At 70.0% G+C, this 16,627-nt stretch carries 12 protein-coding genes and 1 riboswitch; of the genes, 2 read left to right on the forward strand and 10 right to left on the reverse strand.

Annotated elements, in window-relative coordinates; genetic code table 11:
- Window positions 1–160: 160 nt before the first annotated feature.
- The 4 genes from ACFRMN_RS34155 to ACFRMN_RS34170 form a co-directional block, all read right to left on the reverse strand.
- Window positions 161–850, reverse strand: coding sequence for a GntR family transcriptional regulator (locus tag ACFRMN_RS34155; protein ID WP_383027239.1), 690 nt, complete (start codon window positions 848–850; stop codon window positions 161–163).
- 200 nt (window positions 851–1,050) lie between these two features.
- Window positions 1,051–1,827 carry a M23 family metallopeptidase gene (locus tag ACFRMN_RS34160; protein WP_383027241.1) on the reverse strand — a complete coding sequence of 259 codons (777 nt, stop codon included), beginning with the start codon at window positions 1,825–1,827 and terminating at the stop codon, window positions 1,051–1,053.
- A gap of 13 nt (window positions 1,828–1,840) precedes the next feature.
- Window positions 1,841–2,010: riboswitch (cyclic di-AMP (ydaO/yuaA leader) on the reverse strand.
- Between the two features lie 188 nt (window positions 2,011–2,198).
- Window positions 2,199–3,581 carry a M16 family metallopeptidase gene (locus tag ACFRMN_RS34165; protein WP_383027332.1) on the reverse strand — a complete coding sequence of 461 codons (1,383 nt, stop codon included), beginning with the start codon at window positions 3,579–3,581 and terminating at the stop codon, window positions 2,199–2,201.
- Between the two features lie 17 nt (window positions 3,582–3,598).
- Entirely contained in the window at window positions 3,599–4,966 is a 1,368-nt protein-coding gene (locus tag ACFRMN_RS34170; RefSeq protein ID WP_383027335.1) for a M16 family metallopeptidase, read from the reverse strand.
- A gap of 202 nt (window positions 4,967–5,168) precedes the next feature.
- On the opposite strand from ACFRMN_RS34170, the gene ACFRMN_RS34175 reads away from it, so the two are divergent.
- Window positions 5,169–7,619, forward strand: coding sequence for a DNA topoisomerase (ATP-hydrolyzing) subunit A (locus ACFRMN_RS34175; RefSeq protein WP_383027243.1), 2,451 nt, complete (start codon window positions 5,169–5,171; stop codon window positions 7,617–7,619).
- A 12-nt stretch (window positions 7,620–7,631) separates the two neighbouring features.
- On the opposite strand, the gene ACFRMN_RS34180 is transcribed toward ACFRMN_RS34175, so the two are convergent.
- Complete coding sequence (locus ACFRMN_RS34180; protein WP_383027245.1) at window positions 7,632–8,843, reverse strand: CobW family GTP-binding protein; 1,212 nt, start codon at window positions 8,841–8,843, stop codon at window positions 7,632–7,634.
- Between the two features lie 47 nt (window positions 8,844–8,890).
- Entirely contained in the window at window positions 8,891–10,093 is a 1,203-nt protein-coding gene (locus tag ACFRMN_RS34185) for a citrate synthase (protein WP_383027247.1), read from the reverse strand.
- 86 nt (window positions 10,094–10,179) lie between these two features.
- On the opposite strand from ACFRMN_RS34185, the gene ACFRMN_RS34190 reads away from it, so the two are divergent.
- Complete coding sequence (locus ACFRMN_RS34190; protein WP_383027249.1) at window positions 10,180–11,403, forward strand: citrate synthase; 1,224 nt, start codon at window positions 10,180–10,182, stop codon at window positions 11,401–11,403.
- 124 nt (window positions 11,404–11,527) lie between these two features.
- On the opposite strand, the gene ACFRMN_RS34195 is transcribed toward ACFRMN_RS34190, so the two are convergent.
- The 4 genes from ACFRMN_RS34195 to ACFRMN_RS34210 are packed head-to-tail and all read right to left on the reverse strand — an operon-like array spanning window position 11,528 to window position 16,423.
- The gene (locus ACFRMN_RS34195; RefSeq protein ID WP_383027251.1) at window positions 11,528–13,132 is read right to left on the reverse strand and encodes a glycoside hydrolase family 13 protein; all 1,605 of its coding nucleotides are present in this window, start codon (window positions 13,130–13,132) and stop codon (window positions 11,528–11,530) included.
- A gap of 40 nt (window positions 13,133–13,172) precedes the next feature.
- Window positions 13,173–14,093, reverse strand: a complete 921-nt coding sequence (locus ACFRMN_RS34200) for a carbohydrate ABC transporter permease (protein WP_383027253.1) — start codon at window positions 14,091–14,093, stop codon at window positions 13,173–13,175.
- Between the two features lie 16 nt (window positions 14,094–14,109).
- Entirely contained in the window at window positions 14,110–15,066 is a 957-nt protein-coding gene (locus ACFRMN_RS34205; protein WP_383027255.1) for a carbohydrate ABC transporter permease, read from the reverse strand.
- A 7-nt stretch (window positions 15,067–15,073) separates the two neighbouring features.
- A complete protein-coding gene (locus ACFRMN_RS34210; RefSeq protein ID WP_365751111.1) occupies window positions 15,074–16,423 on the reverse strand; it encodes an extracellular solute-binding protein in 1,350 nt (449 codons plus the stop codon).
- Window positions 16,424–16,627: the final 204 nt, after the last annotated feature.

Genomic DNA, 16,627 nt, shown 5'->3' on the forward strand with positions numbered 1-16,627 from the left:
TCCCTCCCCGTTCCGTTCTCACCACTCCCTGTTCCTATGTTTTTTTTCCCCCGGCGGTCGCGGGGTGCCGATAACTCCCGCCCCCCGCGGCTCCGTTTTCCGTGCGGGCAGCAAAAAGGGCGCCCTGCTCTTTTCTCTTCATTTGTATACGGCGTGATTGTTAATTGCGGACGCTCGCGATGTTTACGGCATGTTGCGAAGCCCTCACCTTTTCCCCGCGGCGCTCCGGCCGCTTCAGCCGGTGTACCGCCGCGGTCCGCTCCGCGTGCAGCGACGTCAGCGTCCGCGCCCGCTCCGCGTCGCCGCGCGCCACGGCGTCCACGATCGCGCCGTGCTCCGCCCAGGACTCCACGGGGGCGGTGGGCTGGTCGACCACGTACATCCAGGCGATCTTGTGCCGGAGCTGGGTGAGCGGGGCGGTGAGCGCCAGGCTTCCCGACGCCTGGGCGAGCGTCTCGTGGAACCACGCGCCGAGCGAGCGCAGATCCTCGCCCTGGCCTCTGCGGGCCCGCTCCTGACCCAGTCTGACCAGGCCACGCAGGACCTTGAGATGGGCTTCCGTACGGCGCTGGGCGGCGCGCGCGGCGCCCAGCGGCTCCAGCAGCAGCCGCACCTCAAGCAGGTCCGCCGCCTCCTGCTCCGTGGGCTCGGCCACACAGGCGCCGACATGGCGGCGGGTGGTCACGAAGCCCTCCGACTCCAGCGTGCGCAGGGCCTCGCGCACCGGGACGCGGGAGACGCCGTAGCGCCGTGCCAGCTGCTCCTCCGTGAGCCGGCTGCCACGTTCGAATACGCCGGAGATGATGTCGTCGCGAATCGCCGTGCATACCGAGTGCGCGGGAATGCGCATGTCCGAACCTCCGCCTTAATCCGCGCGAAACGCTGCCGATTGACGCCTGTTCCGTGACTCTATTGCAGTCATCGAGAATTTCCGATGGGTGCCCGTAATCCATGGATATCTTTTGGCCAGCGGAGCGTGGCCGGGGGCGGGGGCGGGCGGAACGCCGAAGGCCCCGGCGGTGCGCCGGGGCCTTCGGGTGGGCGGAGTGGTCAGACGTTCACGCCGTGCGCGCGCAGATACGCGACGGGGTCGATGTCCGAGCCGTAGTCGGGGCCCGTCCTGGCCTCGAAGTGGAGGTGCGGCCCGGTGGCGTTGCCGGTCGCGCCCGAGAAGCCGATCCGCTGTCCCGGGGTGACGCTCTGGCCGACGGCGACGCCGATCGAGGAGAGGTGGCCGTACTGGGTGTACGTGCCGTCGCTCATCCGCAGCACGATGTTGTTGCCGTACGAGCCGCCCCAGCCCGCCTCGACCACGGTGCCCGCCCCCACGGCCACGACGGATGTGCCGGAGGCGGCGCGGAAGTCGACACCCGAGTGGCTGCCCGAGGACCAGAGCGAGCCGCCCGCCCGGTACCCGGTCGTGACGTACGAGCCGGCGATGGGGAGCTGGAAGGCGTTGAGGCGCTCGCGCTCCGCGGCCCGCGCCGCGCGCTCCTTCTCGGCGCGGATCTCCTGGGCGCGGGCCTCCGCCTTGCGCGCCGCCTCCGCCTTCGCCGCGGCCCTCGCCCTGGCCTCGGCGGCGGCCAGACGCTGCGCGTCGGCCTGGGCGTCGATGGTGCCGGCGAGGGAGTCGTTGATAACCAGGGCCTGGATCAGCCCGGTCTGCCGGGCGGCGGCCACGTCGGTGTCGGCGGCGAGCGCCGGGGAAGCGGCGAGGGTGCTGATGACGCCGGTGGCGGTGAGCGTCGCGGCGCCCGCGACCTTCGCGCTCCCGCGGATCCTGCGGCCGCGGGCACGATGCTTCCCGGTGGCACGGGTGAACGCCATGGAGTGGCTGGTCCTTTCCTTCCTTCTCGCCTACCGGGTTAGCTGACGGGTTCGGAGCAGGAAGGTCTCCTACGGACCCCTCCACGCGATCGAGCCGCGAAGGCCGTCCGATTCACCCCAGGGACTTCATGGGTCCCCGGCTCCCCGGGCTCGCGCCTGGCGGGGACTCGGCGATGACTGTCCGGTGCCGCGGACGCGGCGTAACTGGCGGACAGCCGGACCGACGTTAAGCGGGTCGTCTTTCAATCACCAAACAGACAGGCCCCTTTGTAGCGCACACCACAGGGCATACAGCCACTCTCCCCAACAAAGAGGGACATAAAGGGAAACCCCGGCGGCCGAAGCCGCCGGGGTTCCATGGAGAGGCCGGATCAGCCGGTGACGACCGTCACTTCACCGATCCCGAGAGCCGTGACCGGCTCCTTGATCTGGGCGGCGTCACCGACGAGCACGGTGACGAGCCGGTCCACCGGGAAGGCGTTGACGGCCGCGGCCGTCGCCTCGACGGTGCCGGTCTCGGCCAGCCGCGCGTACAGCTGCGCCTGGAAGTCGTCCGGGAGGAACTGCTCGACCTGGTCGGCCAGCGTGCCCGCGACGGAGGCCGCCGTCTCGTACTTCAGCGGGGCCACCCCCACCAGGTTCTGAACGGCCACATCGCGCTCGGCGTCGGTCAGTCCCTCGGCCGCGAGGGTGCGCAGCACCGTCCAGAGGTCGTCGAGCGCCGGGCCGGTGGACGCGGTGTCCACGGAGCCGCTGATGGCGAGCATCGCCGCGCCGGTCGCACCGCCCGGGGCGTCGGGTGCCGAGGAGCGCAGCACCTGGCCGAAGGCCCGGACACCGTAGGTGTAGCCCTTCTCCTCGCGCAGCACGCGGTCGAGCCGGGAGGTGAGGGTGCCGCCCAGGCAGTACGTGCCGAGGACCTGGGCGGGCCAGACCCGGTCGTGCCGGTCGGCGCCGATGCGGCCGATCAGCAGCTGGGTCTGCACGGCGCCGGGCCGGTCCACGATCACCACGCGGCCCGTGTCGTCGGCGGTCACGGGCGGTACGGGACGGGGTGCGACGGTGTCGCCCGTCCAGGTGCCGAGGGTGTCGGCAAGGACCTCGTCCAGATCGACACCGGTGAGATCACCGACGATCACGGCGGTGGCGGTGGCGGGGCGTACGTACGCCTCGTAGAAGGCGCGCACGCCCGCGGAGTCGATGCGCTCCACCGTCTCCTCGGTGCCCTGGCGCGGCCGTGACATGCGCGAGGATGCCGGGAACAGCTCCTTGGAGAGCTGCTTGGCGGCGCGGCGGCCCGGGTTGGCGGTCTCGTGCGGGATCTCGTCGAGGCGGTTGCGTACCAGCCGCTCGACCTCGCTGTCCGCGAAGGCGGGCGCCCGCAGCGCCTCGGCGAGCAGGCCCAGCGCCTTGGGCAGCCGGGAGACGGGGACCTCCAGGGAGAGCCGGACGCCCGGGTGGTCGGCGTGCGCGTCGAGCGTGGCGCCGCAGCGCTCCAGCTCCGCGGCGAACTCCTCGGCGCTGTGCTTGTCGGTGCCCTCGGAGAACGCCCGCGCCATGATCGTGGCGATGCCGTCGAGCCCTTCGGGCTCGGCGTCCAGCGGGGCGTCGAGATTGATCTCGACCGCCACCACCTGCTGTCCGGGACGGTCGCAGCGCAGCACCGTCAGGCCGTTGTCGAGAGCGCCGCGCTCGGGGGCGGGGAAGGCCCAGGGCCTGGCCTCGCCGGCCGTCGGACGCGGGTGGAAGTCCATGGTCACGGCAGCGTCGCTCACTGGTCCGCCCCCTCGTGCTCGTCGGTCTCGTCTTCATCGGCGGAGGCGTCGTCGCCGTCGGCGGTGACCGGCTCGTAGACCAGCACCGCGCGGTTGTCGGGGCGCAGCCGCGCCGCGGCGACGGCTCGTACCTCTTCGGCGGTGACGTCCAGGACGCGGGTCACGGCGGTCAGCGCCAGCTGCGGGTCACCGAAGAGCACGGCGAACCTGCACAGCTCGTCGGCGCGGCCGGCGACCGTACCGAGCCGGTCCAGCCACTCGCGCTCCAGCTGCGCCTGGGCCCGCTCCATCTCCTCCGCGGTCGGGCCCTCGGCGGCGAAGCGTGCCAGCTCCTCGTCGACCGCGCTCTCGATCTCCGGGACCTCGACTCCGCCGGACGTCTTCACGTCCAGCCAGCCGAGGGAGGGCGCGCCCGCCAGGCGCAGCAGCCCGAAGCCCGCGGCGACCGCGGTCCGGTCGCGGCGCACCAGCCGGTTGTGGAGCCGGGAGGACTCGCCGCCGCCGAGGACGGTCAGCGCCAGATCCGCGGCGTCACACTCGCGGGTGCCGTCGTGCGGCAGCCGGTAGGCGGCCATCAGCGCGCGCGCCGGGACCTCCTCGTGGATCTCCTCGCGCAGCTGCTCACCGATGATGCCGGGGAGCGAGCCGTCGCGCGGCGGCTGCTTGCCGTCGTGGGACGGGATCGAGCCGAAGTACTTCTCGATCCAGGCGAGCGTCTGCTCGGGGTCGATGTCGCCGACGACCGAGAGCACCGCGTTGTTCGGCGCGTAGTTCGTACGGAAGAACGCGCGGGCGTCCTCCAGGGTCGCCGCGTCCAGGTCGGCCATCGAGCCGATCGGGGTGTGGTGGTACGGATGGCCCTCGGGGTACGCGAGCGCGGTCAGCCGCTCGAAGGCCGTACCGTAGGGCACATTGTCGTACCGCTGGCGGCGCTCGTTCTTGACGACGTCCCGCTGGTTCTCCATGGACTCGTCGTCGAGCGCGGCGAGCAGTGAGCCCATCCGGTCGGCTTCCAGCCAGAGCGCCAGCTCCAGCTGGTGGGTGGGCATCGTCTCGAAATAGTTGGTGCGCTCGAAGCTGGTGGTGCCGTTCAGGGAGCCGCCGGCCCCCTGCACCAGCTCGAAGTGGCCGTTCCCCTTCACCTGCGCCGAGCCCTGGAACATCAGGTGCTCGAAGAGGTGGGCGAGTCCCGTACGGCCCTTGACCTCGTGGCGTGAGCCGACGTCGTACCAGAGGCACACCGCGGCGACCGGGGTCAGGTGGTCCTCGGAGAGCACCACGCGCAGGCCGTTGGCCAGGCGGTGCTCGGTCGCTGTCAGGCCGCCGGAACCGGCCTGCGCTGTGGCCGTGTGACCCATGGGCATGTACGTCCCTTCGATCGCGATATGGAGAAGTCCTGCCACTGTATGCAAGCGTGCTCGCACCTGGCGAAGTTCCCGGTGCCGGGCACCCCCGACGCGTGCTCAACGACGGGTCGAGGTCGGGGTTGTCAGTGGCGCAGTCCACAATGGTCCGCGTCAGTCAGAGAAGTTGCCGTTCAGAACCTGTGAAGGAGCCGCAGCAGCGATGGCCCGCCGCAGCACGAAGACCCCGCCGCCGGAGGACTTCGAGGAGAAGATCCTCGACATCGACGTGGTCGATGAAATGCAGGGCTCCTTCCTTGAGTACGCCTACTCGGTGATCTACTCCCGGGCCCTGCCGGACGCCCGCGACGGTATGAAGCCGGTGCACCGCCGCATCGTGTACCAGATGAATGAGATGGGCCTGCGCCCCGACCGCGGCTATGTGAAGTGCGCGCGCGTCGTGGGTGAGGTGATGGGCAAGCTCCACCCGCACGGAGACGCGTCGATCTATGACGCGATGGTCCGCATGGCACAGCCGTTCTCCATGCGGCTGCCGCTGGTGGACGGCCATGGCAACTTCGGTTCGCTCGGCAACGACGACCCGCCGGCCGCCATGCGTTACACCGAGTGCCGGATGGCCGACGCCACGTCACTGATGACGGAGTCGATCGACGAGGACACCGTCGATTTCGAGTCGAATTACGACGGGCAGGAGCGGGAACCGGTCACACTTCCGGCCGCGTATCCGAACCTGCTGGTCAATGGCGCCTCCGGGATCGCGGTCGGGATGGCGACGAACATGCCGCCGCACAACCTCGGGGAGGTCGTGGCGGCCGCACGCCATCTGATCAAGCACCCGGGCGCGGACCTGGAGACGCTGATGCGTTTCGTGCCGGGCCCCGATCTGCCCACCGGTGGCCGGATCGTCGGGCTGACCGGCATCAAGGACGCCTACGAGAAGGGCCGGGGCACGTTCAGGATCCGGTCCACCGCGACGGTCGAGGATGTCTCCGCGCGCCGCAAGGGCCTGGTCATCACGGAACTGCCGTTCTCGGTCGGTCCCGAGAAGGTGATCGCGAAGATCAAGGATCTGGTTTCGGCCAAGAAACTCCTCGGCATCGCGGACGTCAAGGACCTCACGGACCGCGCGCACGGACTGCGCCTGGTCATCGAGGTCAAGAACGGTTTCGTGCCCGAGGCGGTGCTTGAGCAGCTTTACAAGCTCACGCCCATGGAGGAGACCTTCGGGATCAACAATGTGGCGCTGGTCGACGGCCAGCCGCTGACGCTGGGCCTGAAGGAGCTGCTTGAGGTCTATCTCGACCATCGCTTCACGGTGGTGCGGCGGCGCAGCGAGTTCCGGCGTACGAAGCGGCGTGACCGGCTTCACCTGGTCGAGGGACTGCTCGTCGCGCTCATCGACATCGATGAGGTCATCCGGCTCATCCGGTCCAGCGACAACTCCGCGCAGGCCAAGGAGCGGCTGATCGAGCGCTTCTCGCTCAGCGACATCCAGACGCAGTACATCCTGGACACGCCGCTGCGCCGGCTCACCCGGTTCGACCGGATCGAGCTGGAGAGCGAGCGGGACCGGCTCAATGGCGAGATCGACGAGCTGACCGGAATCCTGGAGTCGGACGTCGAGCTGCGCAAGCTGGTCTCGTCCGAACTGGCCGCGGTGTCCAAGAAGTTCGGCACCCCCCGGCGCACGGTGCTGCTGGAGTCCGCGAGTTCGTCCGTCGCGTCAGTGCCGCTGGAGGTCGCGGACGATCCGTGCCGGGTGCTGCTCTCGTCCACCGGTCTGCTGGCCCGTACGGTCAATGGCGAGCCGCTGGAGGGCGGTGAGGGCAAGCGCGTCAAGCACGATGTGATCGTCTCGGCCGTGCCGGCGACGGCCCGCGGCGACATCGGCGCGGTGACCTCCACCGGACGGCTGCTGAGGATCGCGGTGATCGACCTGCCCCAGCTGCCGGACACGGCTTCGGCGCCGAGTCTGTCGGGCGGGGCGCCCGTCTCGGAGTTCCTTGCGCTGGAGGGTGACGAGGAGCTGGTCTGTCTGACCACGCTGGACGAGTCGTCCCCGGGGCTCGCGCTGGGCACGCTCCAGGGCGTGGTCAAGCGGGTGGTGCCCGACTACCCGTCCAACAAGGACGAGTTGGAGGTCATCAGTCTCAAGGAGGGCGACCGGGTCGTCGGCGGCGCGGAGCTGCGGACCGGCGAGGAGGATCTGGTGTTCATCACCTCCGACGCCCAACTGCTGCGCTATCCGGCCTCGCAGGTACGGCCTCAGGGCCGGCCCGCGGGCGGTATGGCGGGGATCAAGCTCACCGAGGGCGCCTCGGTGATCTCGTTCACCGCGGTGGATCCGGCGGTGGACGGCATGGTCTTCACGGTCACCGGCTCGCACGGCACGCTGGACGATTCGGTGCGTACGGCCAAGCTCACCCCGTTCGACCAGTACCCGCGCAAGGGGCGGGCAACGGGCGGTGTGCGCTGTCACCGGTTCCTGAAGGGCGAGGACATGCTGGTTCTGGCCTGGGCGGGAGCGAGTCCCGTACGGGCGGCCACGAAGGCCGGGGCTCCGGTGGAGCTGCCGGAGCCCGACCCGCGCCGGGACGGCTCGGGTACGCCGTTCACGAAGGCGGTCGAGACACTGGCCGGCCCCGCGCACTGACGGACGGTCCGCTCACGGCATGTCCGGGTCCGGGCCTTCGGGCTCGGACCCGGGCTCGGATCCGGACCCGGGCTCGGGCTCGGTCAGGTCGGGTACGTAGCGCAGGACGCCCCACATGGCGCTGTGGTCGGCGGCGGGGGCGGCCTGTGGTGCCTGTGCCTGCGATGCCGCTGCCTGTGGCCCCTGCTCCTGGCAGGCGTCCAACTCCTTGAGCAGGGCCTCCCGGTCGATCCCCGCGCCGATCAGCACCAGTTGGGTGAGGCGTTCCCCGCCGCGGCCCCAGGGCGCCGGGTGGAAGCGCAGCGACCGGCCGACCGCGTGCAGGGCATAGCGGTTGGCCGGGTCGGCCGCGCCGAAGTCGACGAATCCCTTGATCCGGTAGAGCCCCGGCGGCCGGGAGTCGAGAAAGGCCATGAGCCGCCGCGGGTTCATCGGTGCCCCGGCGGTGAAGGACACGCTCTCGTAGGCCGTGTGGAGATGTCCGTCGTGGGACGCGTGATCGTCGTGATCGTCGTGGGCGGCGCGCGCCACCTCGCCGTGCGCCACCTCGCCGTGCGTGTCCTCGTACAGGTCCTCGTACAGGTCCTCGAAGGAGAGCTGGCGCGCCTTCTCCTCCTCGTCGGGACGGACCGCCGGGTCGAAGAGCAGTTCCGGGTCGATCCGCCCGTACGAGGCGGAGACCACCGGCGTCCCCGGGCCCAGTCCCTCCAGGGTGGCCAGTACGCGCCGGTGTTCCGTCTCCGCCACCCGGTCGGTCTTGTTGAGCACCACGAGATCGGCGATCGAGATATGCCGGTCGATCTCGGGATGGCGTGCCCGGGTGGCGTCGAACTCGGCGGCGTCGACGACCTGGACCAGTCCCCCGTACACGGCGTGCGGATGGTCGCCGGTGAGGATCATCCGGACGAGTTCCTGCGGCTCCGCCAGTCCGCTGGCCTCGATGACGACGATGTCGATCCCGGCGGAGGGCCGGGTCAGCCGCTCCAGATAGCCGTCGAGTTCGCTCGCGTCCACGGCACAGCACAGACAGCCGTTGCCGAGCGAGACCGTCGAGCCGACCTGTCCGGCGACCGTCATGGTGTCGATCTCGATGGCGCCGAAGTCATTGACGACCACCGCGATCCTGTTGCCCGCGCGGCGGCGCAGCAGATGGTTGAGCAAGGTCGTCTTGCCCGATCCCAGAAAGCCGGTGAGGACGACCACCGGGATCTGCTTCCTGCTCACGCGCGCGCCTCCGTGCCGTGCCGGGTCCGGGTCCGGTTCCGTCCCGCTCAGCCGGCCGGCACCGGCTGGGGCGGGGGCGGTCCGACGTAACGGGCCGCCGGGCGGATGATCTTGGAGTCCGCCGCCTGCTCCAGGATATTGGCGCTCCAGCCGACCACCCGCGCGGCGGCGAAGGTCGGCGTGAACATCGCGCGCGGCAGCCCGCAGAGCTCCATGACCACGCCCGCGTAGAACTCCACATTGGTGTGCAGCTCACGGCCCGGCTTCAGCTCGGCGAGGATCGCCTCCACCCGGGACTCGACCTGGACGGCGAAGTCGGCCAGCGGGCCGCCGAAGCTCTCGGCGATCTCGCGCAGCATGCGGGAGCGGGGGTCCTCGGTGCGGTAGACGGGGTGTCCGAAGCCCATGATCCGGTCCCCCGCGCCGACGCGTTCCCTGATCCAGGGGTCGATACGGTCCACGCTCCCGATGGCGTCGAGGGTGTCGAGGGCCCGGCTGGGCGCGCCGCCGTGCAGCGGCCCCGAGAGCGCCCCGACGGCGCCCACCAGAGCGGCGGCCAGATCGGCCCCGGTGGAGGTGATGACCCGGGCGGTGAAGGTGGACGCGTTGAAGCCGTGGTCGATGGTGGAGATCAGATAGCGCTCGATCGCCCGCGCCCGCTCCGGGGCCGGTTCCGAACCGGTGAGCATGTAGAGGTAGTTGGCGGCGTGCGGCAGATCGCCGCGTGGTTCGACCGGTTCCAGGCCCTGGCCGAGCCGGTACAGGGCCGTCAGGATCGTCGGTACGGCGGCGCAGGCCGCGAGGGCGTCCGTACGCCGCTCCTCGGCGTCGATGTCGTACAGCGGGCGCAGCCCGGCGCGGGCGCCGAAGAGCGAGAGGGCGGTGCGCAGCCCGGCGAGCGGCCCTGACCGGGCGGAGGCCCCGGCGATGACGGGCAGTGCGGCCCTGATGTCCTCGGGCAGCCGGCGCAGGCGGGCGGTCCGCTCGGTGAACTCCGCCAGCCTCGCTGCGTCCGGCAGTTCGCCGTGGAACATCAGGTACCAGACGTCCTCGAAGCCCCGCTCCCGTGCCAGTTCGACGGCGGAGTACTGGCGGTAGTGGTAGAAGCCCTCGGCTCCCCTCACGTCCCCGAGCGCGGTGTCGGTGACGACGACGCCGGCGAGTCCGCGCGGTACGGCGGCGGGGGCCGGAGCGCGGGCCGGGGTGACGGCAGGCGTGCTGGCGGGGGTGGTGGTCCCGGTGGTCGGCATGATTCCTCCTTGAGCTTGATTCGACTGTCCATGCTTTACTCAATCACTGTCAATATTGATTGAATCAATACATGTACGGTGAGCCCATGGGCGATGAGGAACAGCGGCTGACCACCCGGGAGGCGGCCGATCGGCTCGGGGTGAAGCCGGAGACGGTCTACGCGTATGTCAGCCGGGGCCAGCTCTCCAGCCGCCGCGACCCGGCGGGACGCGGCAGTACCTTCGACGCCGGAGAGGTCGACGCGCTCGTCCGCAAGGGCAGGCGCGAGCCCTCGGCGGGCGGCGACGCCCCCCAGATCCGTACCGGCATCACGCTCATCGACACGGACCGCTACTACTTCCGGGGTGTGGACGCGACGGAGCTGGCGCGGCGCTTCCACTACGAGGAGATCGCCGACTGGCTCTGGACGGACACGCTGCGCACGGGGGTACGGTTCAACGCCCCCGCCGAAGCCCTCGCCGCCGCCCGGCGCGCGGTCGGGGCCCTGCCCGCGCACAGCGGCCCGACGGACCGGCTGCGGGTGGCGGCCATCGCGGCGTCGGTCGCCGATCCGCTGCGCTTCGACCTCTCACGGGACGCCGTACTGGCCACCGCCCGTACGCTCATCCCCACGCTCGTGGACGCGCTCCCCGCGGTCGGTCCGCCCCGGGACGGTGACGGCCTGCTGGCCCGCCGGCTGTGGTCGCGGCTGACCGCGCGCGACGCGGGTGAACCGGGCGTACGCGCCCTGGACATGGCGCTTTCCCTGCTCATCGACCATGATCTGGCGGCTTCCACGCTGGCCGTCCGGGTCGCCGCGTCCGCCCGCGCGCACCCCTATGCCGTGGTGTCGGCGGGTCTTGGCGCGCTGGAGGGACCGCTGCACGGCGCGGCCAGCGGCCTCGCCCACCGGATGCTGACCGACGTGCTGGAGCGGGGCAGCGCGGCGGCCGTGGTGGCGGACCATCTGCGGGCAGGCCGCCGGGTGCCTGGCCTCGGCCACCGCCTCTATCCGGGCCGGGACCCGCGCGCCGAGGCGCTGTTCACCGTCGTGGCCGAGCTGCCGGGCGCGGGTCCCGTGCTGGCGGCGGCGCGCGAGGTGGAGGCGACCACCGCTCGCCATGTGACGCTCTACCCCAATGTCGATCTGGCGCTGGCGGCGCTGTCGGTGACCGCCGGCATGCCGGCCGAGGCGGGCGAGACGGTCTTCGCGGTGGCCCGTACGGCGGGGTGGATCGCGCACGCCATCGAGGAGTACGCGGAACGGCCGCTGCGGATGCGCCCGAGCGGCCGGTACAACGGCCCCCGTCCCCCCAGGGACCTGCCCTGATCGGGACGGATCCGAGCTGAGCGGACGGGGACCGTACGGCATGGCCGTCGCGGATGCCTGGACGAGTAAGAGGCGCGGCCTCCAAGTCCGCGGGTCCCGTCCGCGGACTCGCTCGTCCGGTGGCTCAGCTCCGCAGCCAGGCCGCCGTGTCCTGCGGGAGGCGCCCGCTTTGCAACGGGCCGCTGGTGAGCAGGACACGTGTGTGGGCGGGGAGTTCCGCCGGTTCCTCCGCGAGGTTGACCACACAGACCAGACCGTCGGTGCGGGCGAAGGAGAGCACCCCGGCAGCGGCCTCCAGCCAGCTCATCGGTCCGTCCCCGAAGCCCGGTTCCGTACGGCGCAGCCGAAGCGCCTCGCGGTAGAGGGCGAGCATCGACGCCGGATCGGCCCCCTGGAGATCCGCGGCGTACGAGGCCCATGACTCCGGCTGCGGCAGCCATGGTTCGGTCTCCGAGCCGAACCCCGCGTACGGCGCGTCCGCCGTCCACGGCAGCGGCACCCGGCAGCCGTCACGCCCCGGGTCCGTGCCGCCGGAGCGGAAGTGCATCGGGTCCTGGATCCGGTCGCGCGGGATCTCCACCTCGGGCAGCCCCAGTTCCTCGCCCTGGTAGAGATAGACGGCGCCGGGGAGCGCCAGCGAGAGCAGCGCGGCGGCGCGCGCCCGGCGGGTGCCGAGGGCCGTGTCCGTCGGGGTGCCGAACGCCTTGGCCGCGAAGTCGAAGCCGCTGGCCTCCCGCCCGTACCGGGTGACCGTGCGGGTCACATCGTGGTTGCAGAGCACCCAGGTGGCCGGGGCGCCGACGGGCGCGTGCTCGGCGACCGTCTCGTCTATCGCGGTGCGCAGCAGGTCCGCGTCCCACGGGCAGGCCAGGAAGTTGAAGTTGAACGCCGTGTGCAGTTCGTCCGGGCGCAGATAGCGCACGAACCGCTCGGTGTCGGGCAGCCAGACCTCGCCGACGAAGATGGCGTCGTACTCATCGGCGATGGCGCGCCAGGAGCGGTAGATGTCGTGCAGTTCATCGAGGTCGACATAGGGATGCGGGTCGCGGCCCGCGGTGAAGTCGGGCAGCGCCGGGTCCTTGGCGAGCAGCGCGGCCGAGTCGATCCGTACGCCGGCGACGCCCCGCTCGAACCAGAAGCGCAGCACGTCCTCGTGTTCCCGGCGCACCGCGGGATGGGCCCAGTTGAGATCGGGCTGCTCGGGGGCGAAGAGATGCAGGTACCACTCGCCGTCGTCCAGCCGGGTCCAGGGGGTGCCGCCGAATTCGGAGATCCAGTCGTTCGGCGGGATCTCACCGTTCTCGCCGCGCCCGGGTCTGAAGTGGAACAGCTCACGCTCGGGGCTGCCTGAGCCGGCGGCCAGCGCGGCCTTGAACCAGGCGTGCTGGTCGGAGACATGGTTGGGTACGACGTCGATGATCGTACGGATACCCAGTTCACGCGCCTCGGCGATGAGCTTCTCGGCCTCGGCGAGGGTGCCGAAGGCGGGGTCGATGGCGCGGTAGTCCGCCACGTCGTAACCGCCGTCGGCGAGGGGCGAGAGATACCAGGGGGTGAACCAGATGGCGTCCACCCCGAGTCGCACGAGATACGGCAGCCTCGCCCGTACGCCCGCGAGATCTCCGGTGCCGTCTCCGTCACCGTCGGCGAAGCTGCGTACGTAGATCTGGTAGATGGCGGCGTCGCGCCACCAATTCGTGTCGGCGGGCGCCAGAGGGCTGCCTTCCATACGACTTCCTTTCACGATGTTGGGCCCTGGGGGGTTCTGGTCAGCCCTTGATGCTGCCGGTGCTGATGCCGGCGATGATGTGGCGCTGGAACACCAGGAACATCAGGACCATCGGGATACTGGCGATCACCATGGCGGCGATGAGTACCGACAGCGGGATGTTCTGCGACAGCTGGACCAGCGCGACGCTGATGGGTTGTTTGTCGGTGTCCGAGAAGACCATCAGCGGCCAGAGGAAGTCCTGCCACACGGCGACCAGCGCGAAGATGGAGACCACGCCGAGCACCGGCCGTGACATGGGCAGCAGGATCGACCAGAGGGTACGGAACTTTCCCGCACCGTCGATCTCCGCCGCCTCCAGCACATCGCGCGGGATCTGGTCGAAGAACCGCTTCAGCAGATAGAGGTTGAACGCGTTGGCCACGGCCGGCAGCCAGATCCCCAGCGGGTCGTTGAGCAGACTGGTGTGGATCAGCGGCAGGTCGGCGATGGTCAGATACTTCGGTACGAGCAGTGCCTGGGCGGGGACCATCAGGGTGGCGAGGATGCCGCCCAGGATCACCTTCCCGAACGCCGGCTTCAGTTTGGACAGGGCGTAGGCCGCCGCCGTACAGAAGACGAGCTGGAGGATCCAGGCTCCGGCGGCCTGGACCACGGTGTTCCACAGATGAGTCGGGAGCTGCATCAGGTCCCAGGCATCGGTGTACGCGCTGAGATGCCAGCTGTCGGGGACCAGCGTCGGCGGTGTCCGCACCAGTTCGTCCGGGGACTTCATGGCCCCGGAGGCCATCCAGTACACCGGGAACAGGAAGGCCAGGACGAACGCGATGACGACACCGGAGAAGACGGTCCAGTAGAGCGTCCTGCCCCGGGTGCTCGCGAGCGCGAGCGGGGAGACGAGGGTGCGTACGGCCGGGGTGCGTACAGCGGGGGTACGTACGGCCGAGGTACGTCGGTTCATGCGCCGCGCTCCTCTCTCAGTCGTCGGTGCGGGTGAACCGCAGATAGAGGGCGGAGAAGAGGCTGAGCACGATCAGCAGCATCACGCTCAGGGCGCAGGCCCCGCCGAAGTCGTTGTAGAGGAAGGCGTACTTGTAGATCAGGTAGAGGATCGTGACGGTGGAGTTCTCCGGCCCGCCGCCGGTGATCACGAAGGGCTCCGTGAACACCTGCATCGTGGCGATGATCTGGAGCAGCATCAGCATCAGGATGATGAAGCGGGTCTGCGGGATGGTCACGTGGCGCACGCGCTGCCAGATGCTGGCGCCGTCCAGCTCCGCGGCCTCGTACAGCTCTCCCGGGATGCCCTGGAGCGCGGCGAGATAGATCAGGACCGTGCCGCCCATGTTCGCCCAGGTCGCGACGATGACGAGGGAGAGGAGCGCGGTGTCCGCGCCGTTCGTCCAGTTCGAGGTGGGCAGATGGAGGAAGCGCAGCGCCTCGTTGGCGAGACCGGCGCCCGGATCGTAGAACCACTTCCACAGCAGGGCGCTGACCACCGGCGGGATCATCACCGGGAGATAGACGACCACCCGGAAGAACGCCTTCGCGTGGCGCAGTTCATTGAGGACGAGCGCCATCACGAACGGGACCGCGAAGCCGATCAGCAGGGCGATCAGGGTGAAGGTGAGGGTGTTGCGCCAGGCCGCCCCGAACTCGGGGTCGTCGAAGACATGGGTGAAGTTGGCGGTCCCGACCCACTCCGGAGCCGATCCGGGGGTGTACTTCTGGAAGGCGATGATCACCGCGCGGATCGCCGGATACCAGGAGAACAGCGCGAAGCAGATGAGGCCGCCGATCAGGAACCCGTAGGCGCGCGCCTGATGGGACAGCTTGCGGCGGAGGGGGCCCGCGGCGGCGCGGCCCGCCGGGCGCGGCCCCGGGGTGGCGGGCGGCGCGGCGGCGGACCGGTGGGGGGCCTGGGCAGTCTTCATCGACGCGTCAGCCTCGTGCCAGGATTCCGTCGATCTTGGACTGGGCGTCCTTCAGGAGACCGTCGATGTCGGCGTCCTCCTTGGTGAGGACCGCGGAGACCGCCCCGTCGAGGACCGAGTAGATCTGCTGGGCCTTCGGGGGCTCCAGCTTCGCGGTGAGCTGCTGGCTGCCGTCCAGGAACGCCTGGTAGTTCTCGACCGGGACGTTGGCGTACTGCTTCTTCAGCTCCTGGTCCTTGGCATCCGTGGCGCCGGTCCACAGCCGGGGCTCGGGCAGACCGACCGGGGCCTTCAGATCGGCGGCGCGCTTCCAGTTGTTGCGCCCGGTGCCCGGACCGTTCGGCTCGAACTCCAGCCACTTCAGACCGGCCCTGATCTGCTCGGGGGAGGCCTTCTTGTTGAACATGTAGCCGTCGCCGCCGATGAGCGTGCCCTTGCCGCCGGGCATGGGGGCGAGCGCGAGGTCCTCGTACTTGCCGCCCTTCTCCTTGACCAGGATCGGCACGTTGTCCGGCGCGGAGATGTACATACCGAGCTTGCCGGAGCCCATCATCTGCTGGACGTCGTTGAGGATCAGGAGCTGCTTGGTCCCCATGGAGTTGTCGGTCCAGCGCATGTCCTTGAGGTTCTGCAGGACGGCCTTGCCCTCGGGGGTGTCGACGGCCCCCTTCTTGCCGTCCGGGGTGACGACATCGCCGCCCTGCGAGTAGATCTCGGCGGTGAAGTGCCAGCCGCCCTGGTTCTGCGCGCTGTAATCGGCGTATCCCACATAGCCCTTGCCGAGCCCCGCGATCTTCTTGGCGGCGGCCCGGACCTCTTCCCAGGTGGCCGGCGGCTTGTCGGGGTCGAGACCGGCCTGCTGGAAGAGCTTCTTGTTGTAGAGGAGGCCCATCGAGTAGTTCGACCGCGGAACGCCGTAGACCTTGCCGTCGACGGTGTAGACGTCACGCAGCGACTGCTGCATGTCGCTGTAGCCCTTCATCTCCTTCACGTACGAGGTGATGTCGGCCGCCTGGTTGATGTCGACGACGTGCTTGGCGTCCGTGAAGTACGTGTAGAAGACGTCCTCCATCTGACCGCCGGCGAGCTTCGCGTCGAAGGTCTTCGGGTCCTGGCAGGGGAAGGCGTCGCGGCCGACGACGTCGATGTCCGGGTTCGCCTTCTCGAACGTCTTGATGTCGTCCTCGAAGCTCTGCCGGTCGGTCTTGGCGCTCTTCGGCGGCATGCAGTTCACAGTGATACGCGTTTTGCCCCCGGCGGTGTCCTCGCTGCCCGAGCCGCACGCGGCCAGACCAGTGAGGGCGAGCGCGGAGGCTATGGCTGCGGTACAGGTGCGGCGGAACCCGGAACTTCTCATCGGTGGGACCCCTCTTGGGCAGGAGCGTGGGAAACCCACAGCTGCTCGCTGTGTGGCGGCGCTCACTCAACCACCAACTACGGATGTCCGCAATATGTCGCCCCGATTTCGCAAATACTTGACAGCTGGTGCGCATGTCCGGTCATCTGTATGCGGAACGGCCCCGCAACGCGGCGGGCCCCGCACGCTGTTCGCGTGCGGAGC

Origin of the sequence: Streptomyces sp. NPDC056835 (assembly GCF_042789485.1) — a bacterium.
GTDB lineage: Bacteria > Actinomycetota > Actinomycetes > Streptomycetales > Streptomycetaceae > Streptomyces.